The organism is Aestuariivirga sp., assembly GCF_020252395.1.
In the GTDB taxonomy this organism is placed as follows: domain Bacteria; phylum Pseudomonadota; class Alphaproteobacteria; order Rhizobiales; family Aestuariivirgaceae; genus Aestuariivirga.
On sequence record NZ_JADCDB010000044.1, the window covers coordinates 1 to 23,569 of the forward strand.

The 23,569-nt window shown below is 62.7% G+C and carries 19 protein-coding genes, 2 tRNA genes and 3 pseudogenes; 16 read left to right on the forward strand and 8 right to left on the reverse strand.

Annotated features, from left to right (window positions below; all coding sequences use genetic code 11):
* Positions 1 to 126: pseudogene (locus IOC82_RS16815) on the forward strand (IS630 family transposase); the annotation flags it as partial.
* Here IOC82_RS16815 and IOC82_RS16820 read toward each other — a convergent pair.
* On the reverse strand, positions 119 to 691 hold the full coding sequence (locus tag IOC82_RS16820; RefSeq protein ID WP_290547352.1) for a hypothetical protein: 573 nt from the start codon (positions 689 to 691) through the stop codon (positions 119 to 121). The pseudogene IOC82_RS16815 and the gene IOC82_RS16820 overlap by 8 nt on opposite strands.
* 153 nt (positions 692 to 844) lie before the next feature.
* A complete protein-coding gene (locus IOC82_RS16825) occupies positions 845 to 1,735 on the reverse strand; it encodes a hypothetical protein (protein ID WP_290547353.1) in 891 nt (296 codons plus the stop codon).
* A gap of 90 nt (positions 1,736 to 1,825) precedes the next feature.
* On the opposite strand from IOC82_RS16825, the gene acs reads away from it, so the two are divergent.
* On the forward strand, positions 1,826 to 3,769 hold the full coding sequence (acs, locus tag IOC82_RS16830; protein ID WP_290547354.1) for an acetate--CoA ligase: 1,944 nt from the start codon (positions 1,826 to 1,828) through the stop codon (positions 3,767 to 3,769).
* A gap of 188 nt (positions 3,770 to 3,957) precedes the next feature.
* Positions 3,958 to 4,581 (forward strand): L,D-transpeptidase, encoded by a 624-nt coding sequence (locus tag IOC82_RS16835; protein WP_290547355.1) that lies wholly within the window; start codon positions 3,958 to 3,960, stop codon positions 4,579 to 4,581.
* A 140-nt stretch (positions 4,582 to 4,721) separates the two neighbouring features.
* Here IOC82_RS16835 and IOC82_RS16840 read toward each other — a convergent pair whose 3' ends face one another.
* Complete coding sequence (locus IOC82_RS16840; RefSeq protein ID WP_290547356.1) at positions 4,722 to 5,168, reverse strand: MarR family winged helix-turn-helix transcriptional regulator; 447 nt, start codon at positions 5,166 to 5,168, stop codon at positions 4,722 to 4,724.
* Entirely contained in the window at positions 5,169 to 6,254 is a 1,086-nt protein-coding gene (locus IOC82_RS16845) for a twin-arginine translocation pathway signal protein (protein WP_290547357.1), read from the reverse strand.
* 234 nt (positions 6,255 to 6,488) lie between these two features.
* Between IOC82_RS16845 and IOC82_RS16850 the strand changes: the two genes are divergently transcribed.
* Positions 6,489 to 7,046, forward strand: coding sequence for an NAD(P)H-dependent oxidoreductase (locus IOC82_RS16850; protein WP_290547358.1), 558 nt, complete (start codon positions 6,489 to 6,491; stop codon positions 7,044 to 7,046).
* A 30-nt stretch (positions 7,047 to 7,076) separates the two neighbouring features.
* Positions 7,077 to 7,817, forward strand: a complete 741-nt coding sequence (locus IOC82_RS16855; RefSeq protein WP_290547359.1) for a DUF4386 family protein — start codon at positions 7,077 to 7,079, stop codon at positions 7,815 to 7,817.
* A gap of 164 nt (positions 7,818 to 7,981) precedes the next feature.
* Here the strand turns inward: IOC82_RS16855 and IOC82_RS17210 are convergent.
* Positions 7,982 to 8,101: pseudogene (locus IOC82_RS17210) on the reverse strand (thioredoxin domain-containing protein); the annotation flags it as partial.
* Positions 8,102 to 8,374: 273 nt separating this feature from the next.
* Between IOC82_RS17210 and sdhC the strand changes: the two are divergent.
* The 7 genes from sdhC (at position 8,375) to IOC82_RS16890 (ending at position 15,813) form a co-directional block, all read left to right on the forward strand.
* Positions 8,375 to 8,770, forward strand: a complete 396-nt coding sequence (gene sdhC, locus IOC82_RS16860; protein ID WP_290547360.1) for a succinate dehydrogenase, cytochrome b556 subunit — start codon at positions 8,375 to 8,377, stop codon at positions 8,768 to 8,770.
* Positions 8,770 to 9,150, forward strand: coding sequence for a succinate dehydrogenase, hydrophobic membrane anchor protein (sdhD, locus tag IOC82_RS16865; RefSeq protein ID WP_290547361.1), 381 nt, complete (start codon positions 8,770 to 8,772; stop codon positions 9,148 to 9,150). Before sdhC ends, sdhD begins: the two co-directional genes overlap by 1 nt.
* Positions 9,150 to 10,991: a succinate dehydrogenase flavoprotein subunit gene (gene sdhA / locus IOC82_RS16870; protein WP_290547362.1), complete on the forward strand. Its 1,842-nt coding sequence runs from the start codon at positions 9,150 to 9,152 to the stop codon at positions 10,989 to 10,991. The genes sdhD and sdhA overlap by 1 nt, the downstream gene beginning before the upstream one ends.
* A 78-nt stretch (positions 10,992 to 11,069) precedes the next feature.
* Complete coding sequence (locus IOC82_RS16875; protein WP_290547363.1) at positions 11,070 to 11,369, forward strand: virulence factor; 300 nt, start codon at positions 11,070 to 11,072, stop codon at positions 11,367 to 11,369.
* A gap of 2 nt (positions 11,370 to 11,371) precedes the next feature.
* Positions 11,372 to 12,148, forward strand: coding sequence for a succinate dehydrogenase iron-sulfur subunit (locus IOC82_RS16880; RefSeq protein ID WP_290547364.1), 777 nt, complete (start codon positions 11,372 to 11,374; stop codon positions 12,146 to 12,148).
* 146 nt (positions 12,149 to 12,294) lie between these two features.
* The gene (gene acnA / locus IOC82_RS16885; protein ID WP_290547365.1) at positions 12,295 to 14,994 is read left to right on the forward strand and encodes an aconitate hydratase AcnA; all 2,700 of its coding nucleotides are present in this window, start codon (positions 12,295 to 12,297) and stop codon (positions 14,992 to 14,994) included.
* 75 nt (positions 14,995 to 15,069) lie between these two features.
* Complete coding sequence (locus IOC82_RS16890; protein WP_290547366.1) at positions 15,070 to 15,813, forward strand: thioredoxin family protein; 744 nt, start codon at positions 15,070 to 15,072, stop codon at positions 15,811 to 15,813.
* A gap of 26 nt (positions 15,814 to 15,839) precedes the next feature.
* On the opposite strand, the gene IOC82_RS16895 is transcribed toward IOC82_RS16890, so the two are convergent.
* Complete coding sequence (locus IOC82_RS16895) at positions 15,840 to 16,877, reverse strand: aspartate-semialdehyde dehydrogenase (protein WP_290547367.1); 1,038 nt, start codon at positions 16,875 to 16,877, stop codon at positions 15,840 to 15,842.
* A gap of 373 nt (positions 16,878 to 17,250) precedes the next feature.
* On the opposite strand from IOC82_RS16895, the gene IOC82_RS16900 reads away from it, so the two are divergent.
* Positions 17,251 to 17,340, forward strand: a tRNA-Ser gene (locus IOC82_RS16900).
* A 136-nt stretch (positions 17,341 to 17,476) separates the two neighbouring features.
* Here IOC82_RS16900 and IOC82_RS16905 read toward each other — a convergent pair.
* Together IOC82_RS16905 and IOC82_RS16910 are read right to left on the reverse strand one after the other, a co-directional pair.
* A pseudogene (locus tag IOC82_RS16905) lies at positions 17,477 to 18,707 on the reverse strand (IS3 family transposase).
* A 204-nt stretch (positions 18,708 to 18,911) separates the two neighbouring features.
* A tRNA-Phe gene (locus IOC82_RS16910) sits at positions 18,912 to 18,987 on the reverse strand.
* Between the two features lie 265 nt (positions 18,988 to 19,252).
* On the opposite strand from IOC82_RS16910, the gene IOC82_RS16915 reads away from it, so the two are divergent.
* The 3 genes from IOC82_RS16915 (at position 19,253) to IOC82_RS16925 (ending at position 23,457) form a co-directional block, all read left to right on the forward strand.
* Positions 19,253 to 21,178 carry an MFS transporter gene (locus IOC82_RS16915; RefSeq protein ID WP_290547368.1) on the forward strand — a complete coding sequence of 642 codons (1,926 nt, stop codon included), beginning with the start codon at positions 19,253 to 19,255 and terminating at the stop codon, positions 21,176 to 21,178.
* A gap of 131 nt (positions 21,179 to 21,309) precedes the next feature.
* On the forward strand, positions 21,310 to 22,050 hold the full coding sequence (locus IOC82_RS16920) for a metallophosphoesterase family protein (RefSeq protein WP_290547369.1): 741 nt from the start codon (positions 21,310 to 21,312) through the stop codon (positions 22,048 to 22,050).
* A gap of 3 nt (positions 22,051 to 22,053) precedes the next feature.
* On the forward strand, positions 22,054 to 23,457 hold the full coding sequence (locus IOC82_RS16925) for a bifunctional serine/threonine-protein kinase/universal stress protein (protein WP_290547370.1): 1,404 nt from the start codon (positions 22,054 to 22,056) through the stop codon (positions 23,455 to 23,457).
* Positions 23,458 to 23,569 lie beyond the last annotated feature (112 nt).

Consider the following 23,569-nt stretch of genomic DNA (forward strand, 5'->3'; position numbering starts at 1 on the left):
CACCTCAGAGCCAAAGCAGCACGCACCATCGATGATCTCTGGAAGGCCATCGGAAACATCTGCTCGCTCTTCACTCCAAACGAATGCGCCAACTACTTCGCCGCTGCAGGATATGGATTCAATTGACCGCCCGATGCTCTATTGTGAATATCACTCTGAGATCGCAGGCATCCGTCGTTAACGGAATAAGAAAAAACACATACTCGAAAGGGTGTTTGTTGACTTTAAAGTAGTGTCTGAGAGTATATATTGCCGCCTCATTTGGCGCATACTGTTCGTGTGTGAGGTAGAGGAGTAGATGGATTGGAATAGTGTGCGAAAAACCATATTTTCGCACCTTTTTTTCTACGGCTCCAAATATGTTACTAGCATAAGCAAGAGGTTCATGCCATTGCTGCCCATTTTGAAAGGGTATTGTAGAGGGTTCAGGTATGACCACTTCCATTAGTTCAACATACGCCTGGCCTCCCGGAAGAGTAACCCGGAAGTCCAAGTCTTTTGTGCCGCCATCTTCAATCCGCAAGAACTTGGCACCGGTGCGTTCGAATTCGCTTACAAACAGCTCAAGAATTTTCCGTTCAACATCCTTTTGGTCTGACGGCCAAACGATCTTCTGTTGTTCAGCAGAGGTACGGCCATCTGACGTGGTTATTGTGAGGGGCCCTAATGTACCTGTGGGCTTTTTCGCCATTATCTATCCAAGAATTTTTTTGAATAACCCTCGATTCGCAACCTAGAATATCCTATCACAATGTTCCGAAATATCCACAAGATCAATGATATCAGTCGCCGCTCATCGGCCACGCAAGGGTCCTAGTGACGCGCGACCTCGAGGACGCGGAGGTCAAGCTGACGCCGGTCTGGCGGCTGAGCCGGTATTGTTGAGATAAAGCGCTCCCATCAGCACCGCGAGCGACACGAAAAGCCAGATATCCGCGCCACCATAGAAGGCCAGTGCGATGACCACCGCGGCAGGGGTGGAGAGATAGACCGCCTGCACGGTGAAGACCGCCCCCTTCTCCTGGATGAGGGTGAAGAAGGCGATGCGCTCCAGCGTCCACATTCCGCAGGCCAGCAGCACCGTCCAGTAGGCGGTGAGCGGCAGTTGGTCAGGTGACCAGGGTGGCGCCAGCAGCAGCAGGAAGGGCAGGGCCAGCAGGCCGGACCATGTCGATTCCGCCACGCCAGCCGCTATCGGATGGCACCCGTGCGGCCACCAGATCGCGGCAAACCAGTTGTAGGCCGAATAGAGAATGGGCAATGAAAACGCGGCGATGAGCCACCATGAGACCTGGCCCGACAGCATGCCCTGGCGCGTGATGACGAGGATGGCGGTGGACAGGAAACCCAGCAGGATCGCCAGTAGCCGCCGGGGGGCAGCATTTTCCCGCCGCGTCGCCAGCGCCACGAGGTAGTTCACGATGGGTGCCGTCGAGATGATCAGCGCCAGCTCGGTGGGCGGCACGTGGCGGGCGAAGAACAGGCCGAGCGCAAAGGGCACGTTCATCAGCACGGCGCAGCCCAGCCCGAAGAACTGCAGGCTTTTACCGCCGATCCAGTCGATGCCGCGCAGCTGGCAGATGAGCGCCAGCGCGGCGGCGACCCCGATGCCGGTCAAGACGATGACATGCGACACCGGCATGCCCAGAACGCCCCAGTGCCGGTAGAGGCTGGGGGAAACACCCCAGAACAGGCCGAGGGTGATGAACAGGCTGAGGTGCCGGGGGGACGTCATTGCCCGCTTCTTAGACAGGAGTCTCATTGCAGGCTATAGAACGCGGGGTCAAAAGAGCCTTAAATCGGCATGTCTGGGAGGAATGCGCCTATGTCCGAGAAAGTCTATCCCGTCCCCGCCTCGTGGAAGAAGACCGCCTATGTGGACGATGCCGGCTACAAGAAAATGTATGCCGAATCGATCAAGGACCCGGCCAAGTTCTGGGCCAAGCATGCGAAGCGCCTGGACTGGTTCAAGGCCCCCAAGAAGATCAAGAACACGACCTATGCCTACCCCAAGGTTTCGATCAAGTGGTACGAGGACGGCGTCCTGAACGTCTCCTACAACTGCATCGACCGCCACCTGAAAAAGCGCGGCGACCAGGTGGCCATCATCTGGGAAGGCGACGACCCCTATTACGACAAGAAGATCACCTACAACGAGCTCTATGAGAACGTCTGCCGCTTCGCCAACGTGTTGAAAAGGAACGGTGTCAAGAAGGGCGACTGCGTCACCATCTACCTGCCGATGATACCCGAGGCCGCCTATGCCATGCTGGCCTGCACGCGCATCGGCGCGGTGCACTCGATCGTCTTCGGCGGCTTCTCGCCGGACTCGCTCGCAAGCCGCATCAACGACGCCAATTCGAAGCTCATCATCACGGCGGATGAAGGCATGCGTGGCGGCCGCAAGGTGCCGCTCAAGGCCAATTGCGACGACGCGCTGAAGCGTTGCGCGGGCAACGAGAAGGTGGTCGTCGTGCGCCGCACCGGCGGCGCCGTCACCATGACCCCCGGCCGTGACGTCTGGTACCACGAAGAGGCCGCCAGCGTCCCCGCAGAGTGCAGGCCCGAGAAGATGAAGGCGGAGGATCCGCTTTTTATTCTCTATACTTCGGGCTCCACCGGCAAGCCGAAGGGGGTGCTCCACACCACCGGTGGCTATCTCGTCTATGCCGCGATGACCCATCAGTATGTCTTCGACTACCATGACGGCGACATCTACTGGTGCACGGCGGATGTGGGCTGGGTGACCGGCCACAGCTACATCGTCTATGGTCCGCTCGCGAATGGCGCCACGACGCTGATGTTCGAGGGCGTGCCGAATTACCCGTCGAACTCCCGCTTCTGGGAGGTGATCGACAAGCACAAGGTCAACATCTTCTACACCGCCCCCACCGCGATTCGCGCGCTGATGGGGGCGGGCGAAGGCCCGGTCGCCAAGACCTCGCGCAAGTCCCTGAAGTTGCTGGGTTCCGTGGGCGAGCCCATCAATCCGGAAGCCTGGGAATGGTACCACCGCGTGGTCGGCGACGAGCGCTGCCCGATCGTCGACACCTGGTGGCAGACCGAGACCGGCGGCATCCTGATCACGCCGCTGCCCGGCGCCACCAAGCTGAAGCCCGGTTCCGCCACCCGCCCCTTCTTCGGCATCCAGCCGGCCCTCGTTGACGACAAGGGCGTGATCCTCGACGGCGAAAATTCCGGAAACCTCGTGATTCTCGATAGTTGGCCGGGCCAGATGCGCACCGTGTTCGGCGACCATGACCGCTTCGTGCAAACCTATTTCTCGGCCTATAAGGGAATGTATTTCACCGGCGACGGCTGCAAGCGGGACAAGGATGGCTATTATTGGATCACCGGCCGCGTCGACGACGTGATCAACGTGTCGGGCCACCGTTTGGGCACCGCGGAAGTCGAGTCGGCGCTGGTCGCGCATCCCAAAGTCTCGGAAGCCGCCGTGGTCGGTTATCCCCACGATATCAAGGGGCAAGGCATCTACTGCTATGTGACCCTGATGGCCGGCGAAGAGGGCGATGACGATCTCCGCAAGGACCTCGTGGCCCATGTACGCAAGGAAATCGGCCCGCTGGCGACACCCGACAAGATCCAGTTCGCGCCGGGTCTACCCAAGACCCGCTCCGGCAAGATCATGCGCCGTATCCTGCGCAAGATCGCCGAGGACGATTTCGGCGCCCTGGGCGACACCTCGACGCTAGCCGACCCCACCGTCGTCGATGACCTGATCGAGAAGCGCCAGAACAAGCGAGGCTGACGGCCCGTCTGGAGTTGCCGCCGGGCGGGGGGAGCGATCCTCCCGCCCGCCTTGTTTTGGGCGTTGCCGGAGCATGGTTCAGGGTTGCGGGCAGCATGCTTTTCGGTTGCCGCCGTTCGTGGCCTGTCTGTTGCAGACACCGGACCGGCATGTTAGAAATCTGGATCACCCGTGCATGGGGACGTGGCGTGAAGAGACGGGACCTGCTTTCGATGCTGGGGATGGTCGTGCCGGGGCTACCCTTTCTTGCCGGACCCGCCTTGGCCTCTGCCAGCGACAACGAGCTTGCCGGGCCGAAGCGGCCTCCGTTGAAGAAGCAACCGGTCCAGAATAAGGGCACTGCCAGGAAATACAAGGGCCGCAGGGTCGTAGCCTTCAGGACGGCGGAGAAGCCTGGCACCATCATAATCAACACCTGGGAGCGGGCGCTTTACCAAGTCATGCCGGATGGCGAGGCGATGCGCTACCTGGTAGCGGTGGGCAAGGAGGGCTTCTCCTGGTCGGGCACCGCGCGGGTCGGCATGAAGCGGGTCAACCCCACCTGGACGCCGCCGCCGGAGATGATCAAGCGGACGCCCAAATACGCCAGGTGGGTCAATGGCATGCCTGGCGGCATCCCCGAGAACCCGCTCGGGGTGCGCGCGCTCTACCTCTTCAACAAGCGGGGCGACACCGGCTTCCGCATCCACGGCACCCATGCGCCGTCCTCGATCGGAACCGCCGCCTCTTCGGGCTGTATCCGCATGCTGAACGAGGAAGTGGTGGAGCTGTTCGATGCGACGCCGGTGGGGACCAAAGTGATCGTGCAATAGAGCATCATGTTTTCTCCCGCTGCTTCAGCGGAATTGGATCGGACGTTCCTGTGTGGCATCGGCTTGCACTGCGCGACATGGCGCAGCCCCGGACAAACGGCCAATCGGACATGGGGAACTTGACCCCAAAATCCATGTTATCATCTGCAATCGCGCGCTGAATCGAGATATTCCCGCACTCTGGTCAGATCGGGAAGCAGCGAACCGGCAAGGCCGGGCAATGCGCGCTCGATTGCGGCAAGGTCCGGTCCCAACGACAGGATCACCTCATCGCGGAAGTGCCTGCCGGTCCTGGTCAGCCAAACCTGCTTGGATCGCGCGTCCTGCGGGTTGCGGCGCTCTTCAACCCAAGCCCGCTCCTTTAACCCCGACAGCGTATGGGTCATGGTCGTCTTCGGCACCTGGAAGGCCCGCGCCAGTTCAAGCGGTGTCGACCCGTCCCGAACGCGAACGAGATGGTTCAGAACCGTGAAGTGCGGCACAAGAACGCCTTTCGGCAGGTGCGATTGCAGGATCGCACTTGCCAATTGGTTGATGATCCCGATCTCGTTAAACAAACGGAACAGGTTGGGGATATTCTCATCCATTCAAACGACAAGCTTTTCCTCAAGCCTCCAGCGCGGCGCGGCCGGTACGGGGGGCGCAAATCCAACACGTGCAAGCATCTGTACAGTCTGACCGGGTTGAGCGTAAAGTGCGTGAATGCGGGCATAGGGAGCCGCCATTTCAGGATATTCCTGCAATGCCTGGCTGAGCGGCTGCAGTGACAGGCCGCGCTGGGCTGCCGCCAAGCTCAGTCTCATCCAGCGGGAGCCTGCGTCGAGTTGATCGCGCCGGGTGTTTCCCTCCGAGACCTGCACAACAAAGGCGGGGGTCGCGGCGATTGCGTCGTTGAAGGCGTCCATCGCCGTCTGCCAACCCATGCTGCCCTGCGGCAGTTGCGCCTCCCGCGTGACCAGGCCCAACCCGGCAAGAAGGTTGATGAATCCGCCCCGAACGGCCAGTCCGTCCGGCGTCGCATCGATCTGCCGGGCTCCGAAGCGCAGCTCATCGACACTCTCCTTCCAGGCGCGTGGCGTCATCAGCTCGATATCCCAGGCCTCCTTCGCGAGCGCGCGCAGGTTTGCCACCGCCTCAGGCTCGCTGACCACGACCCCGTATTCGGACAGAATTGCTGTCTCTTCTGACGGCAAGGGCCGCACGTCATAAGCCAGCCGGTTGGTCCGCCGGTCTTGCGCCGCGACAAACAGCGCGTCAGGCTGTGCTGCATTCGGGCGGAACCGGGCGCGGACGACCGGAGCCTGCGCGCCCTCTCCCTCAGGATAGAAATCCAGATCGACGCCGTATCCCGATTGAGCGGCTGCCATTCGCATCAACTCGATGAAGCAGCCAAGGCCGATCACGATCTGGCGGCCGAACGGGTCCGTCTGAGGCAAGGAACGTTCTGGGTCTAGAAACAGGGCAACGCTGTCCTCCCCAATCAGTTGCGCCCTCCAGGGCTGAAGGTTATGCGGGTTCGGCGCGAGAAGCGCCCAGGACAGGGCATTACGGCGGATTTCGCCATAGCTGCCTGCAAGTGACCAGGGCTCCATCGCCCGGGATGGGGTGCGGCTTGCCTCCACCGCGCCGACTCCTGCCGCCACAATTGCGCCCCCGCCAACCAACAACAGCACCTTTCGCCTTGTAAGTCGCATCGCTCTTTCTCTCCTTTTGGTTCATGGGGTTAGAGTTTCGGAGTCGCAATCGGCCAGCTGTGCGTCGTCCTCATCGAGACCGCGGATTGCGGTCGGGGACCGGCGGCAGAGCAGGCTTGCAAGACCGTCGATCTTCCTATATAGTACGATATCGTACTTTACAAGGAGGCGGATGATGGCGGCAGGCGGAAAGCACATCGGGCTGGCAAGGCCATGAGCAACAGGACGCTTGTCTTTCTGGGGCATCCGGATCAGCAAAGCTATTGCGGCGCAATGGCCGAACGCGCTGTTGAGCAGGCCCTCGCCAAAGGCGACGATGTGGAACTTCTCAGGCTCGCCGATCTCCATTTCTCGAACCCGGTGCCGCGGCGGGCGGAGGATGACCGCAGTCTCGAACCGGATGTTGCCCGCTTCCAGGAAGCGATTCGCGCAGCCGGCCATCTGGTCTTCATCTTTCCGATCTGGTGGGGAGGGATGCCGGGTCGCTTCAAATTGCTGCTCGAACTGGCGCTGACACCGGGTTTTGCGTTTAAATATGTCCCGAATTCAATCCGTTGGACCCGTCTTCTGAATGGCAAGACGGCGGAGTTGCTGGTCACCATGGACACGCCGCCATGGTTCTACCGCACCATCTACCGCGATGCCGGGATCAGCGAACTGCGACGCAACATTCTCGAATTCTGCGGCGTGAAGGTCACGCGGGTACGGCGTTTCGGCTCCATGCGCATCTCGACCGAAAGCCAGCGTCAGGGCTGGCTCGCCGGCCTGTAACCATCGATTGTGACTGATAGGACCCGCACCATGACCCCCGACGCCCCGTCTCACCATGTCCTGGCACCCACGCATCCCGTTTATCTTATTGCCGGGATCGTCCTGCTCCTTCAGGGGTTCAGCATCTTTGCGCCCATGGCGGTACTCGGCGGGGCGATCCAATGGCCTGACAGCCTCGATTACCCTCCCGCGAAGATGCTGCCCTTGCTTTTGGAGCAGCTTGGCGCGGTGCGGCTGGGCTATGGGCTGTATCTTGGCTATTCATTGCTGTTCCTGGCGACGGGTGTTCTCACCGTGCGTTTGGCGGCACGGCCTGGCCCGTTAAGCATCTTGGGCCTGATTGCCATAGGAGCCGCAGCGGTTTCGACGCTGGCAAGGGCTGTGGGAATCATTCGCTGGCTCACCGGCAGCACCGCCCTGGCGGAGGCCTATTCGGCTCCCGGTCTGTCGCCGGATGCGCGCATTGCAATCGAGGCGATGCAGGCGGCGATCAATGCCTGGGGCGGGGCGATAGGTGAGGCATTGGGCGTTGCGGTTTTTGCAGCGATCTGGGCGATCTCAGTAAGTGTACTGATCCTGCGCGACCGGCAGCTTCCGGCCTGGGCAGGTTGGGCCGGGCTGGTTGCGGGTGTGTTGGTCGCGCTTCCTGGCCTGGAACTCTTCGGCATCGCGCCGCCGGTTTCAATCGTGCTCTCCACGACCGGTATCCAGCTTTGGTTCATGGCGCTTGGCCTTCTGTTCCTGTGGCGTGCACTGCGCCGCGGCGCATGAGGAGAGAGACGGCCGGGCCAACACGGTCGGTGATATGAGCGGATTTCGGGGCTGAAGACCGCGAGGGTGCCTGCGCGACCCCGGAAGCCTTCAATGATCATACGATCATGCCGCAGCCACCTGCCCGGGACGCCGCGCGGGAACACCCCGATGCGCGAGGCTGCCTTCCTGAACCCCGGCGCCATCATCTTGCGGGAGCCGCACCAGCCGGCCCACAAAAACACAACCAGAGGTATGCTGCTGAGGGCGACCGTCTTTTCGGAGTTGGCCGCGGCGAGCTCCACTGGGGTGCCCGAGAACTGCGGCTGACAGCATTTGCCGCAACGGGGCTATGCTGCCGGTTTTCGCGCGGTGCACGGTTCACGGCGGCGCGGGCGGGAAAGACGATTTCTGTCATGGAATCCTCAACGATTTTACCTTATCCATGAGGCTGGCGGCTGCGCAGCTATGATCTGCGTCAAGCGGTCTCAAGGCCCAACCGGCCTATGCCTTTCGGCGTAATTGCGATACCGCAGCGCACAAGGTACAAATCAGGACCGCGAACGGGAAAGGGTAAGATGGCAGACACCAGAAATGCAGGGCGCCCGCTGTCGCCGCACCTGCAGGTTTACCGCGGCGGATTGACGATGCTGATGTCGATCGTCCACCGCGTCACCGGCGTGGCGCTCTATGCGGGCACGCTGCTGCTCGTCTGGTGGCTCGCCGCCGGCGCGACCTCGGACCAGTATTTCGACATGGTGCAGGCGGTGTTCGGGAGTTGGGCTGGCAAGTTGGTGCTATTCGGCTTCACCTGGGCGCTGATCCACCACACGTTGGGCGGCATCCGCCACCTTGTGTGGGACGCGGGCCACGGCTTCGAGCTGAAAGACGTCGAGATGGGCGCGAAGCTGACGCTCGCCAGCTCTATCATCCTCACGCTCGTCGTCTGGGCCATCGCATTGGGAGTGTCGTGATGCTGAAGAAGACCCCCCTCGGCCAGGTCCTGGGGCTCGGCTCCGCCAAGGCCGGCACCGAACACTGGTGGCGCCAGCGCGTGACGGCAATCGCCGGCATTCCGCTCGTGGTGTTCCTCATCGGCTATCTGCTTATGCACCGCGGTGCATCGCGCGCTGAGATCGTGGCCAGCATGCACAATCCCATGGTGGCGATCCTCATGGGCCTCACCATCCTGAACCTGGTCTGGCACATGCGGTTGGGCCTGCAGGTGGTGATCGAGGACTACGTCCGCACCGGCCACACCAAATATGCCCTGATGCTGCTCAACACCTTCTTCGCATGGGTGATGGCTCTGGCGGGCGTTTATGCAATTCTCAAGATGAGCTTCGGATTGTGATGGCTGCTGTCGAACCCAAGAAGAAGGCGCCAAAGAGCTTCACCATCGGGGACCGCGCCTATCCGGTGACGGATCATAGCTATGACGTCGTTGTGGTGGGCGCCGGAGGTGCTGGCTTGCGCGCCGCGCTCGGCGCCTCGCAGGCGGGACTTCGCACCGCCTGCATCTCCAAAGTTTTCCCGACCCGCTCCCACACGGTGGCGGCCCAGGGCGGCATTGCCGCCTCGCTCGCCAATATGGGCGCCGACGACTGGCGCTGGCACATGTATGACACGGTGAAGGGTGCGGACTGGCTGGGCGACCAGGACGCCATCGAATATCTCTGCCGCAATGCGCCGACTGCCGTTTACGAACTTGAGCACTTCGGCATGCCTTTTTCGCGCACCGAGGATGGTAAGATCTACCAGCGGCCCTTCGGTGGCCATATGATGAATTTTGGCGACGGCCCGCCAGTGCAGCGCACATGCGCTGCCGCCGACCGCACCGGCCATGCCATGCTGCACACGCTCTATGGCCAGTCGCTGCGCTATTCCACCGAATTCTTCATCGAGTATTTCGCGCTCGACCTGATCATGGAGAATGGCGCCTGCCGCGGTGTCGTGGCGATGAACATGGAAGACGGCGCGATCCACCGCTTCCGCGCGCACGAGACGATCCTCGCCACCGGCGGCTATGGCCGGGCCTATTTCTCGGCGACCTCGGCCCACACCTGTACGGGCGACGGCAATGCCATGGTGCTGCGGGCCGGCCTTCCATGCCAGGATATGGAGTTCGTGCAGTTTCACCCGACGGGAATCTATGGCGCGGGCTGCCTCATCACCGAGGGTGCGCGCGGCGAGGGCGGCTACCTGACGAACAGCCAAGGCGAGCGCTTCATGGAGCGCTATGCACCCTCCGCCAAGGACTTGGCCTCCCGCGACGTCGTCTCGCGCTCGATGACCATCGAGATCCGCGAGGGCCGCGGGGTGGGCGAGCACAGGGATCACATCCACCTGCACCTCGAGCACCTCGATCCCAAGGTGCTGCATGAGCGGCTGCCCGGCATTTCCGAGTCGGCGAAGATCTTCGCCGGCGTCGACGTGACGCGCGAGCCGATCCCGATCCTGCCCACCGTGCACTACAACATGGGCGGCATCCCGACGAATTATCATGGCGAGGTTCTGGCCGGCGATCCGGCCGACCCCGAGAAGACCGTGCCCGGCCTGATGGCGGTGGGCGAGGCAGCCTGCGTGTCCGTCCATGGCGCCAACCGGCTTGGTTCCAACTCGCTGATCGACCTTGTGGTCTTCGGCCGCGCGGCCGCACTGCGCTGCGCGGAGCTGGTGAAGCCTAATTCACCGCATGCGAATCTTCCGGCGGATGCCGGCGAATTCTCGGTTGCGCGCCTCGACCATTACCGCTTCGCCAATGGGTCGACCCCGACGGCGGAATTGCGCGCCCGCATGCAGAAGACCATGCAGGAAGACGCCGCGGTGTTCCGCACCGGCGAGACGCTGCGGCAGGGTGTCAAACGCCTAGCCGAAGTCTGGCAGGCGATCGACGGCATCAGGGTCTCCGATCGTTCGCTCGTCTGGAACAGCGACCTGATCGAGACGCTGGAATTCGAGAACCTCATCCTGCAGGCGGCAGCCACCGTGGTGAGCGCCGAAGCCCGCAAGGAAAGCCGCGGCGCGCATGCCCGCGAGGACTTCCCAACCCGTGACGACGCCAACTGGATGAAGCACACGCTGGCCTGGGCCGACCGCGACAAGAAGACCGTCACATTGGGTTACCGCCCGGTGCATGACTTCACCATGTCTTCCGATATTGATTACATCAAGCCGAAAGCACGGGTTTACTAGGGACTGCGATGGGAGTTCCGCACGATGAGACAAGCCTCAATCGGTCACAATAGAGTTGGCTCGGGGAAGGGACAGAGGATGTACGCCATCGTGTTCGACTTCGATACACAGACGCTGGAGCAGACGTATCCGAATGCCTCTTGGCGCAACGCCTATACGGACGTTTGCAATTACTTGGGCGATCGATGCTTTGAATGGAAACAGGGCAGCACCTACTTCGGTGACGATACCGTCGATGCTGTCAAGTGCATGACCGTCGTTCATCGCCTCGCCAGAAAATACCCATGGTTCAAGGCATCGGTGCGTGACATTCGCATGCTGCGAATTGAAGAGAACAATGATCTTCTGACTGCTCTCGATGATACTGAAGAAAGCTGACAATGGCCGAATTCACACTTCCCAAGAACTCCAAGGTCCAGCCGGGCAAGACCTGGCCGAAGCCTTCGGGCAAGCGGCTGAAGGACTTCAGGATCTACCGCTGGAACCCCGATGACGGGCAGAACCCGCACATCGACACCTATACGGTCGACATGGACAAGTGCGGCCCGATGGTTCTGGACGCGCTGATCAAGATCAAGAACGAGCAGGACCCGACGCTGACCTTTAGGCGCTCGTGCCGCGAGGGGATCTGCGGCTCCTGCGCGATGAACATCGACGGCACCAACACGCTCGCCTGCCTCAAATCCTGCGACGAGGTGAAGGGCGACGTGAAGATCTATCCCCTCCCGCACATGCCGGTGATCAAGGACCTGGTGCCCGACCTCACCCGCTTCTATGCCCAGCACCGCTCGATCCAGCCCTGGCTCATCATACAGTCGCCCGAGCCGCAGACCGAGTGGAAGCAGTACCCGGAGGACCGCAAGAAGCTCGACGGCCTCTACGAGTGCATCCTCTGCGCCTGCTGCTCGACGTCGTGTCCCTCCTACTGGTGGAACGGCGACCGTTATCTCGGCCCCGCCGCCCTGCTGCAGGCCTACCGATGGCTCATCGATTCGCGCGACGAGGGAACGGGCGGGCGGCTGGACAATCTGGAAGACCCGTTCCGGCTCTACCGCTGCCACACCATCATGAACTGCGCCAAGACCTGCCCCAAGGGGCTGAGCCCGGCGAAGGCCATTGCGGAGATCAAGAAGATGATGGTGGAGCGGCGGGTCTGAGAGCGCTGCTATTCGTCCTCTACCGCAAGGCGGGAGAAGACGGAGGAGCCATCGAACCAATTCATGGCTTCCACCCTTGGTTCAACTGGTGCCGCGGCGGCAAAGCGATTAGAAGGGCGGCATCCCATTCCTGAAAGAGGCCCCCGATGTCGCTCGACAGCTTCACGTGCCGCAAGACCCTCAAGGCCGGCGGCAAGACCTATACCTATTTCAGCCTCAAGGCGGCCGAGAAGAACGGCCTGGCCGGCATTTCCAAGCTGCCTTATTCGCTGAAGGTGCTGCTCGAAAACCTGCTGCGCTTCGAGGATGGCCGGTCGGTGACCAAGGACGACATCGTGGCGGTTGCCAAGTGGGTGCAGAACCGTGGCAAGGACGAGAAGGAAATCGCCTTCCGCCCGGCCCGCGTGCTGATGCAGGATTTCACAGGCGTTCCGGCGGTGGTCGACCTCGCCGCCATGCGCGACGCGATGAAGGGCCTCGGCAAGGACCCCAAGAAGATCAATCCGCTTGCCCCCGTCGACCTCGTCATCGACCACTCGGTGATGGTTGACTTCTTCGCCAATTCGAAGGCCTTCAGGAACAACGTCAACCTCGAATATGACCGCAATGGCGAGCGATATACCTTCCTCAAGTGGGGGCAGGGGGCGTTTGACAATTTCCGCGTCGTGCCGCCGGGCACCGGCATCTGCCACCAGGTGAACCTCGAATATCTGGCCAAGACCGTTTGGACCCGCACCGAAAAGGTGAAGGGCAAGACCGTGACCTATGCCTATCCCGACACGCTGGTCGGCACCGATTCGCACACCACCATGGTGAATGGGCTCGCCGTTCTGGGCTGGGGTGTGGGCGGTATCGAGGCCGAGGCCGCGATGCTGGGCCAGCCCATCTCCATGCTGATCCCCGAGGTGGTGGGCTTCCGGCTTGACGGTACGCTGCCTGAAGGCACGACGGCGACCGACCTTGTGCTGACAGTCACGCAGATGCTGCGCAACAAGGGCGTGGTCGGCAAGTTCGTGGAATTCCATGGCCCGGGCCTTGCGCACCTCTCGCTCGAGGACATGGCGACGGTCGCCAACATGGCGCCGGAATATGGCGCGACCTGCGGCTTTTTCCCCGTCAATGCCGAGACCATCGGCTACCTCAAGGGCACGGCGCGTTCCGCCGCGCAGGTGGCGCTCGTCGAGAAATACGCCAAGGCACAGGACATGTTCTGGACGCCCAAGGCGGAAGAGCCCGTGTTCTCCGATACGCTCGAACTGAACCTCGCCACCGTGGTGCCGTCCATGGCCGGGCCGAAGCGCCCGCAGGACCGCGTGGAACTGGGCAATGCCGCCGCCGGTTTCGCCAAGGTGATGGCCGGCGAGTTCAAGAAGGCCGGGGAACTCTCCAAGCGCTTCAAGGTCGAGAACGCCAACTACGATCTGGGCCACGGCGACGTGGTGATCGCCGCCATCACATCCTGCACCAATACCTCGAACCCCTCCGTGATGATCGGCGCCGGGCTCTTGGCGCGCAACGCGGTGAAGGCCGGAATCACGGTGAAGCCATGGGTTAAGACCTCGCTCGCCCCCGGCAGCCAGGTCGTCACCGAGTATCTCGATAGCTCAGGCCTGCAGAAGGACCTCGACAAAATCGGCTTCAATCTCGTCGGCTATGGCTGCACCACCTGCATCGGCAATTCCGGTCCGCTGCCCGGGAACATTTCGGATTCGATCCGCAAGAACGATCTCGTGGCGGCCGCGGTGCTCTCCGGCAACCGCAACTTCGAAGGCCGCGTGAACCCCGACGTGCGCGCCAACTATCTCGCCTCCCCGCCGCTTGTCGTCGCCTATGCGCTGGCCGGTTCGCTGAACGTGGACCTGACGAAGGACCCGCTCGGCTACGACAGGAAGGGCAAGCCCGTCTACCTGAAAGACATCTGGCCCAGTTCCAAGGACATCGCCGCCGCGGTGCGCAGGAACGTCACGCGCAAGGCCTATGCGTCCCGCTACAAGGACGTGTTCAGGGGCGACAAGCACTGGCGCGCCATCAAAGTGACAAAGGGCATGAACTATGCCTGGGACCAGAAGAGCACCTATGTGGCGAACCCCCCCTATTTCGAGGAGCTTAGCATGACTCCGGCGCCGGTGAAGGACGTCGAGAATGCCCGCATTCTCGGTCTGTTCCTCGACTCGATCACGACAGACCACATCTCGCCCGCCGGTGACATCAAGGCGGCCTCTCCGGCCGGCATGTATCTCAACGCGCGCGGCGTGGAGAAGGTCGACTTCAACAGCTACGGCGCGCGCCGCGGCCACCACGAGGTGATGATGCGCGGCACCTTCGCCAATATCCGCATCAAGAACCAGATGGTGCCGGGTGTGGAAGGCGGCGTCACCAAGTTCTATCCCGGCGGCGAGACCATGCCGATCTATGACGCGGCGATGAAATATGCCGAAAAGGGCACGCCGCTCGTCATCTTCGCCGGCAAGGAATATGGCACCGGCTCGTCACGCGACTGGGCGGCCAAGGGCACCAGGCTTCTCGGCGTGCGCGCCGTGATCGCGCAGAGCTTCGAGCGCATCCACCGCTCGAACCTGATCGGCATGGGCGTTGTGCCGCTGCAGTTCCGCGACGGTGAAGGCTGGCAGACGCTGGGTCTGAAAGGCGACGAGACCGTCACCATCAAGGGCCTCGCTGAAGGCCTGAGGCCGCGCGCCGCCATGGCGGTGGAAATCACCCGTGCGGATGGCTCCAAGGCTTTGGCCCAGGTGCTCTGCCGCATCGATACACTCGATGAGTTGGACTATTATAAGAACGGCGGAATCATGCCTTACGTGCTGCGCAACCTCGCCAGGGCGGGGTGAAGACCTGCACGCTTTCGTGAACGGCCTGGACGGCTCGTGAGTGGCGCTCACGGGCTCTTCACGGCATAAGAAAGCATGCTTGACATTCTTTCCATCACCCGCCGCGACTGTCTTGCACTTGGTGCTGGGGTGGGCGTTTCGCTTCTGGCTGGGCCTGCCCGGGCGGCGAAGCCGGTCGACGTGGTGGTGGAGCTGTTCTCGAGCCAGGGCTGCAACTCCTGCCCCCCGGCTGACCGGCTGCTGGGCGAGATCCGCGACAAGCCGGGCGTGCTGGCGCTCACCTTCCACGTCGACTACTGGGACTATCTCGGCTGGAAAGACACGCTGGCAGGGCCTGACTTCTCGCAGCGCCAGTATGACTATGCCAAAGCTCGCGGCGACATGGATGTCTACACCCCTCAGATGATCGTCAATGGCCAAAAGCAGATGGTGGGAAGCCAGCGCTCCGAAGTCCTCGCGGTGCTGGAGCAGTCCCGCCGGCCGTCCTGGCCCGTGGCGCTGAGCATCGCCGGCAAGGACAAGGAACTGGTCTTCGAGGCGGGCGTCGGCCAGGGCGAGGCGACGCTGTGGGTGATGCCCATTCTCGACCGGATCTCGGTGAAGATCGAGAAGGGCGAGATGGCGGGGCGCGAGGTGAGCTACACCAATGTCGTGCGCAAGCTGGCGCCCGCCGCGATGTGGACAGGTGCGGCCACGCAGGTGTCGCTGCCCAAGGACGGTTTGCTGACGCCCGACGCCACGGGATGCGTGGCGCTGCTGCAGACGGGCAAGGTGGGCCCAGTGCTGGGTGCTGCCGCCTGGGGCCGCGTGATCAGCTGATCGCCGCGGCGCGCTGGCGCAACGCTTCAGGCGGCCTTTTTGACGAGCCCGCGGTTGATCATGCTCTCGGCGATCTGCACGGCGTTCAGCGCCGCGCCCTTGCGCAGATTGTCGGAGACGACCCACATGTTGAGGCCGTTCTCGATCGTCGCGTCCTCGCGGATGCGCGAGATGAAGGTGGCAAAGTCGCCCACGCATTCGACCGGCGTAATGTAGCCGCCGTTCTCGCGCTTGTCGATCACCATGCAGCCCGGCGCCTCGCGCAGGATCTCGCGCGCCTCCTCGGCCGAGATCGGCTGCTCGAACTCGATGTTCACGGCCTCGGAGTGACCGACGAACACCGGAACGCGCACGCAAGTTGCGGTGAGCTTGATCCTGGGGTCGAGGATCTTCTTGGTCTCGGCCACCATCTTCCACTCCTCTTTGGTGTCGCCCGAATCCATGAACACGTCGATGTGCGGAATGACGTTGAAGGCGATCTGCTTGGTGAACTTCTTCGGCGTGGGCTGGTCGGTGACGAAGATGCCCTTGGTCTGGTTCCAAAGCTCGTCGAGGCCTTCCTTGCCGGCCCCCGAGACTGACTGATAGGTGGCGACGACGACGCGCTTGATCCTGGCCACGTCATGCAGCGGCTTCAGCACCACGACAAGCTGGGCGGTGGAGCAATTGGGATTGGCGATGATGTTGCGGCGGTTGTTCCGCGCCATGTAGCCGGACAGCACATTGGCGTTCACCTCCGGAACGACGAGCGGCACATCCGGGTCGTAGCGCCAGCAGGAGGAATTGTCGATGACGATGCAGCCGGCAGCGCCGATCCTGGGCGACCAGTCCTTCGACACGGCGGAGCCCGCCGACATCAGGCAGAAATCGACCTTGGAGAAATCGAACTGCTCGAGGTCCTGGCACTTCAGCGTCCTGTCGCCGAAGGAGACTTCGACGCCCATCGACTTGCGCGAGGCGATGGCATGCACTTCATCCACCGGAAACTGGCGCTCCTCGAGGATCGCCAGCATTTCGCGGCCCACATTGCCCGTGGCGCCGACGACCGCAACCTTGTAACCCATGTTCTTACTCCTGCTAGCCGTCCAGCCCGTCCCCCGCGAGCGCGTCCGCTCCGCTTTCGGGCAAGAAAGGGTTCGGCCCTCCACCCCCGCGGGGGAAGGCCGGGGGAGAAGGCTCACGCCGTCTTGGTGGTTTTCGCGCGTTTCACAGCCACGGCACGGCGCGTGCGGCCCGCGGAAGCGGCGCAACTCAAACCAGCGATGGCGGCAAAAAGGGCCATGGCCCGCCTGATATCCTGCCTGTTCTTGACCGGGCGGTTTCTAACCAGCGGGAGGGCGCAAGTCAACCTTGCGGAAAATCGGCCCAAAAGGGGGTTGGCAGGACCCTGATCGTCGGCTATCAACCGCCCGCGATCCTCAGGCACGCCTGTATAGCGGAGAGGTGGCAGAGTGGTCGATCGCGCCGCACTCGAAATGCGGAGTACGGGTGACCGTACCGGGGGTTCGAATCCCTCCCTCTCCGCCACTTTATCAGTCTTATGATATTGAAATAGCGAGACAATCTTCTGGAACCACTGAGACTGTCCTACCATTTGTCCTACCTGCGGACTGATTTCGAAGGTCCGGAAGGCAAGGGACCGGGATGACCTGCCACTGAATTTTCATCCAGCAGCTTTTAGAGTCTTGGCCTGTTGTATGCCCGGTTGGGCGGGTTGAGCAACAGGCTGGCATGCGGAGCCCCGGAGGGGCGTAGCGTGCCAGCCTGTTGCTGCGAACTTCGCGGCGTAGGCCGCGGGCGTTTCATAGGCCAGCGACGAGTGCGGCCTTCGGGTGTTGTAGTCCGCGGCCCACTCGGCGACCGCCTCTCGGACCTGGTCGAGAGAGAAGAACAAGGTCTCGTTCAGCAGCTCGTCCCGCATCTTGCCATTGAAGCTTTCAACGTAGCCGTTCTGCATGGGCTTCCCCGGCATGATGTAGTGCCACGCGATGCGCTGATCCTTCGCCCAGGCGAAGATGGCATGCGAGGTGAGCTCGGTTCCCGTCCTCGGGGAAACGATCCACTGGATCGTTTCCTGGTCCTCGTCCATCGCTGACGATCATGCCGGGCCTGCCTCTCCGCTCGATGAGAGCCGTGAGCTCCCTGGCCACGCGGTGGCCGGAAATCGAGGTGTCCGGGATAGCGGCCAGGCATTCATGGGTGACGTCGTCGACGATGTTTAGGATCCTGAACCGCCGGCCGTTCGCCATCTGGTCATGTACGAAGTCCAGCGACCACCGGGCATTCGGCCTTGCCTCCACGAGGATAGGCGCCCTGATGCCAGTGGCCCGCTTGCGGCCCTTGCGCCTGCGCACCCCCAGCCCTTCCTCATGGGTTGTGCCGGTAGATGCGGTTGATGCCCGAGGGCTCGCCCTCCCGCCGCAGCAGGATGAACAGCCTTCGGTAGCCGAACCTTCGGCGCTGGTTGGCAAGGTCTCGCAGCTTCTCCCGCAGCTCCGTCTCCGGTGGCCTCCGTGACGTGTAGCGGATCGTCTTGCGGTCGGCGGCAAGCACGGTGCAGGCCCGGCGCTCGCTCATCTGGAAGTGCTCTCTCAGATGTGCGACAGCCTCACGCTTGGCGGCGGGCCTTACCATTTTTTTGACAGAAGGTCCTTCAGGGCCGTGTTGTCCAGCATGGCGTCGGCCAGCAACCGCTTCAGCTTGCCATTCTCGTCCTCCAGAGCCTTCAGGCGCCTGGCATCCGAGACGTCCATCCCGCCGAACTTCGCTTTCCAGTTATAGAGCGTCGCCTCCGAGACCCCATGCTTCCGGGCAAGGTCCGCCGTCTTCGCTCCCGCCTCCTGCTCCCGCAGGATGCAGATGATCTGCTCTTCCGTAAACCGCTTCCTCTTCATCGTCCGTCTCCATCTCCTGGCCCGGACTCTAAATCTATCTGGAGGAAATCTTTAGGGGCAGGTCAGCCTGACTGGCTCACTCCGCTTCAGCCTGTTTCGCTGTATTTCACTGCTCCGCACACCCCGGGCGCACCCAGCGCCAATTCTGACGCCTGCGCCGCTACAGCCTCCGTCACCCAAGTCACCGCAATGTCGAAGAAAAAATGGTGCCCAGGGGCGGAATCGAACCACCGACACGCGGATTTTCAGTCCGCTGCTCTACCAACTGAGCTACCTGGGCGACCGTGCGGTGGCGGGTGTATAGGAGATCGACCCGCGGCTGGCAAGCGGAACCTTGGCGGCATGCCATTGTTCCTGCAAAATCATATACCTGCCGCAGGTGCGAAAGCATTGCTGAGCAGACCCTGCGAAAGTCCAATAAACGTGGGCGCGCATTGCAGATATGACTCAGCACCCAAGGATGGGTGGCCTAGGGAGAGGTCTCGCCCGATCCGCGGCAACCACGCGATGCCCCGGCTGGGGCATGCGGTTCAAAGGGGAGACATATGGCAAACACAGCGACGGGTCACGTCAAGGGTGACCTCGATCAAGGCAAGGCGATGGTCGTCTTCGCCTCCTCGCTCGGCACGGTGTTCGAGTGGTACGACTTCTATCTTTATGGCTCGCTGGCGGCCATCATCGCCAAGCAGTTCTTCTCCGGCGTCAACGAGACGGCGGGCTTCATCTTCGCGCTTGCCGCCTTCGCGGCGGGCTTCATCGTGCGCCCCTTCGGTGCCCTCGTGTTCGGCCGCCTCGGCGATCTCGTCGGCCGCAAGTATACCTTCCTCATCACCATCCTGATCATGGGTCTGTCGACCTTTGGCGTCGGCCTCCTGCCGACTTACGCCACGATCGGCATTGCGGCGCCCATCATCCTCGTGCTGCTGCGCGTGCTGCAGGGCCTGGCGCTGGGCGGTGAATATGGCGGTGCGGCCACCTATGTGGCCGAGCACGCGCCGGATAACAAGCGCGGCCTCTATACCTCGTGGATCCAGACCACGGCGACGCTCGGCCTGTTCCTCTCGCTGCTCGTCATCCTCGGGTGCCGCACTTACTTTGGCCCTGAGTTCGATGTCTGGGCCTGGCGCATTCCGTTCCTGCTCTCGGTTGTGCTGCTGGCGATCTCCGTCTGGATCCGTCTGATGCTGAACGAGTCGCCAGTGTTCCAGAAGATGAAGGAAGAGGGCAAGGGCTCCAAGGCCCCGCTCACCGAAGCCTTCGCCAACTGGGGCAACCTGAAGATCGTTATTCTCGCGCTGTTCGGCCTCGTCGCCGGCCAGGCTGTGGTGTGGTACACGGGCCAGTTCTATGCCCTGTTCTTCCTCACCCAGACGCTGAAGGTCGATCCGGTCTCGGCCAATCTGTGGATCGCCGCGTCGCTGGCGCTCGGCACGCCCTTCTTCATCTTCTGGGGCTGGCTGTCGGACAAGATTGGCCGCAAGCCGATCATCATGCTCGGCTGTTTCCTGGCGTTGGCCTCCTATTTCACGATCTTCGAGCAGATCACGAAGAACGCCAACCCGGCGCTTTATGACGCCATGGCGAAGTCGAAGGTGACGGTGGTGGCCGACCCGGCGGACTGCTCATTCCAGTTCAATCCCGTAGGCACGTCCAAGTTCACCTCGGCCTGCGACATCGCGAAGACGGCGCTGGTCAAGGCCGGCGTACCCTACAGCAACGAAGCTGGCCCGGCAGGCTCCGCCCAGATCAAGATCGGCGACGTGACCATCCCGTCCTTCTCGGCCGCACAGATCGCCGAGCAGGCAAAGCCCAAGAACGAGGAGCTCGCGGCCTCACTCAAGGCTGCCGGCGTTGATGGCATCGCCGCTGTGGCGGCTGCGGCCGATACGGCGATCGGCGAATTCGTCACGGCCGCCGGCCTGAAGGACGGCCGCCACAATGACGACCCGGCGAAAGATAAGACGCTCGCCGGCCTCATCGCTGCCGGCATGGCGTCGGACGCCTTCAAGAACGCCCCCGACAAGACCGTGGCGCTGGGCACTCTGGTCGATGCAGCCGTCAAGGCCGGCGGCTTCGGTTCTGCCATGACCGAAGGCTTCAACGCAGCACTCGGCGGCGCACTGAAGGCTGCAGGCTATCCGGCCAAGGCCGATCCCGCCAAGTGGAATGCCCCGATGGTGATCTTCCTTCTGTGGCTCTTGGTGCTGCTCGTCACCATGGTCTATGGCCCGATTGCCGCCATGCTGGTCGAAATGTTCCCGACCCGCATCCGTTACTCTTCCATGTCGCTGCCTTATCACATCGGCAATGGCTGGTTCGGCGGCTTGCTGCCCACCTTCGCCTTCGCGATCGTGGCGGCCACCGGCAACATCTACTCGGGTCTCTGGTATCCGATCATCATCGCCGGCATGACGCTCGTCATCGGCATGCTGTTCGTGAAGGACACCCGCAACGTCGACATCCACCGCTGAGCGGCGGACCGACGTGACAGTCATCGGCCGCATGGGCGAACCTCATGCGGCCGTTCTGTTTTGCAGAATTTGATTCAGTTCAAGGTCCGGGTCACGCAAACCCGGCAATGTGAGGCGACGGGAGGACGGCCATGCGGCTCGGCATCATCAGCGACGTGCATGCCAATGCGCCGGCGCTTGAGGCGAGCCTCGCGGCCCTGGCGGGCCTGAAGGTCGACCGCCTCGTCATCCTCGGCGACGTGGTGGGCTATGGCCCCGATCCCGAGCCGGTGACGCAGCGGATCGCTGGCCTCGTCACGCAGGGCGCGATCTGCCTGATGGGCAATCATGATGCCGCCGCGGTCGGCGCGAAGGCCTCCATGAATGACGGAGCCGCGGCGGCCATTGCTTGGACCAAGCCGCGCCTCAGCGAGTCTTCGCGCGGCTTCCTCTCCGGCTTGCCGATGACGGCGATGCTGGAGGACATGCTCTTCGTCCATGCCGATGCTTCGAACCCGGCGGACTGGATCTATGTGCTCGATGCGGCAACCGCCATGCAGTCGCTGCTGGCGGTGAAAGCGCGCGTCACCTTCGTGGGCCATGTGCACCGGCCGCAGGTCTATTGCCTCACCGCCACCGCCAAGGTGATCGCGCATACGCCCACCACCAACACCGCGGTGCCCTTGAGCCCGCAGCGCCAGTGGCTGGCCGTGGCGGGTGCGGTGGGCCAGCCGCGCGACGGCAACCCGGCGGCTTCGTTCCTGACCTATGACACGGGCTCGCGCGAGCTCACCTTCCACCGCGCCACCTATGATTATGAGGCCACCGCCCAGCGCGTGCGCGATGCCGGTCTGCCGGAGCGCCTGGCCGAGCGCCTCATCAGCGGAACCTGATCCATGGCCAAGACGCGACTTGAGACCGGTGCCGTGCTCGATGGCTTCACCATCGGCGAGCTCATCCACCGCGGCGGCATGGCGAGCCTGTGGGAGGTGACGCGCGAGGGCGATCCCACCTCCTGTCTCATGAAGATCCCGGTGCTGCAGGAGGGCGAGGACCCCGCGGCCATCGTCAGCTTCGAGATGGAGCAGATGATCATGCCGCGCCTTAAGGGCCCGCATGTGCCGCGCCACATCGCCAATGGCGATTTCGCGGTGCAGCCCTATATCGTGATGGAGCGCCTCACCGGCGAAACGCTGCTGCCGCAGATCGACCATGTGCCCATGCCGGCGGAGAAGGTGGCGGCGATCGGCGCTGGCCTTGCCGATGCGGTGGAGGCCCTGCACCGGCAGGGTGTCATTCACCTCGACATCAAGCCCTCCAACATCATGTTCCGCCCCACGGGCGAGACGGTGCTGATCGATTATGGCCTCGCCCATCACCGCGACCTGCCCGATCTGCTGCAGGAGGAATTCCGCGTGCCCTATGGCACCGCGCCCTACATGGCGCCGGAACAGGTGATGGGCATCCGCAGCGATCCCAGGAGCGACATCTTCGCCATCGGCTGCCTGATGTATTTCTTCGCCACCGGGGTGCGCCCCTTCGGCGACCCGCAGAAGTTCAAGGGCCTCAAGAAGCGGCTGTGGCGCGACCCCGTGCCGCCGCGCAAGCTTAGGCCCGATATTCCGCCTTGGTTCCAGGAGATCGTACTGCGCTGTCTCGAGGTGAAGGCCGGCCGCCGCTATCCGACGCCCGCACAGCTGGCCCATGACCTGCGGAACCCGACCCAAGTGCAGCTCACCGCGCGCGCCGGGAAGCTGGAGAAGGATGGCTTCTTTGCCGTGCTCAAGCGCAAGGGCGAACCGCATCGCACGCTGATCGACAAGCCTCTGGAGCGCGAGGCGGAGGCCTCCGACGCCCCCATCGTCGCCGCTGCCGTCAACCTCGATGACATGACGCCGGAGCTCGCCGGCAAGATCAGGCGCACTTTGCAGCGCATCCTCGAGCGTTCGCCGGAGGCGCGGCTTGCGGTGCTGAATGTGCTGAAGCTCAACCGCATCGCCATGGACCAGTCGCTCGACGATGAGGGCAACAACAAGCATGTGGCACGCCTCGTCGGCCTCAAGGACTGGACCAGGCCGATGAAGGTGGCGCAGGGCCGCGTCACCTATCACGTGCTGGAAGCCATCGACCCGGCGGACAAGATCCTCGACTATGCCCGCGTCAACAACGTCGATCACATCGTGATGGGGGCCCGCGCCAACTCGACGATGCGCAGGATCCTGGGCAGCGTCTCCGGCAAGGTGGCCATGGAAGCGCCCTGCACCGTCACCGTGGTGCGCGTGCGCGGCGCGGAAGAATGATCATTGCATCATCGTCCTCTCCCGCCTGCGGGAGAGGAGGGGGCCCCAACGAAGTTGGGGTAGGTGAGGGGAAGGCGCTAGCGATCTATCTCACTCCACTTGCCCTCATCTC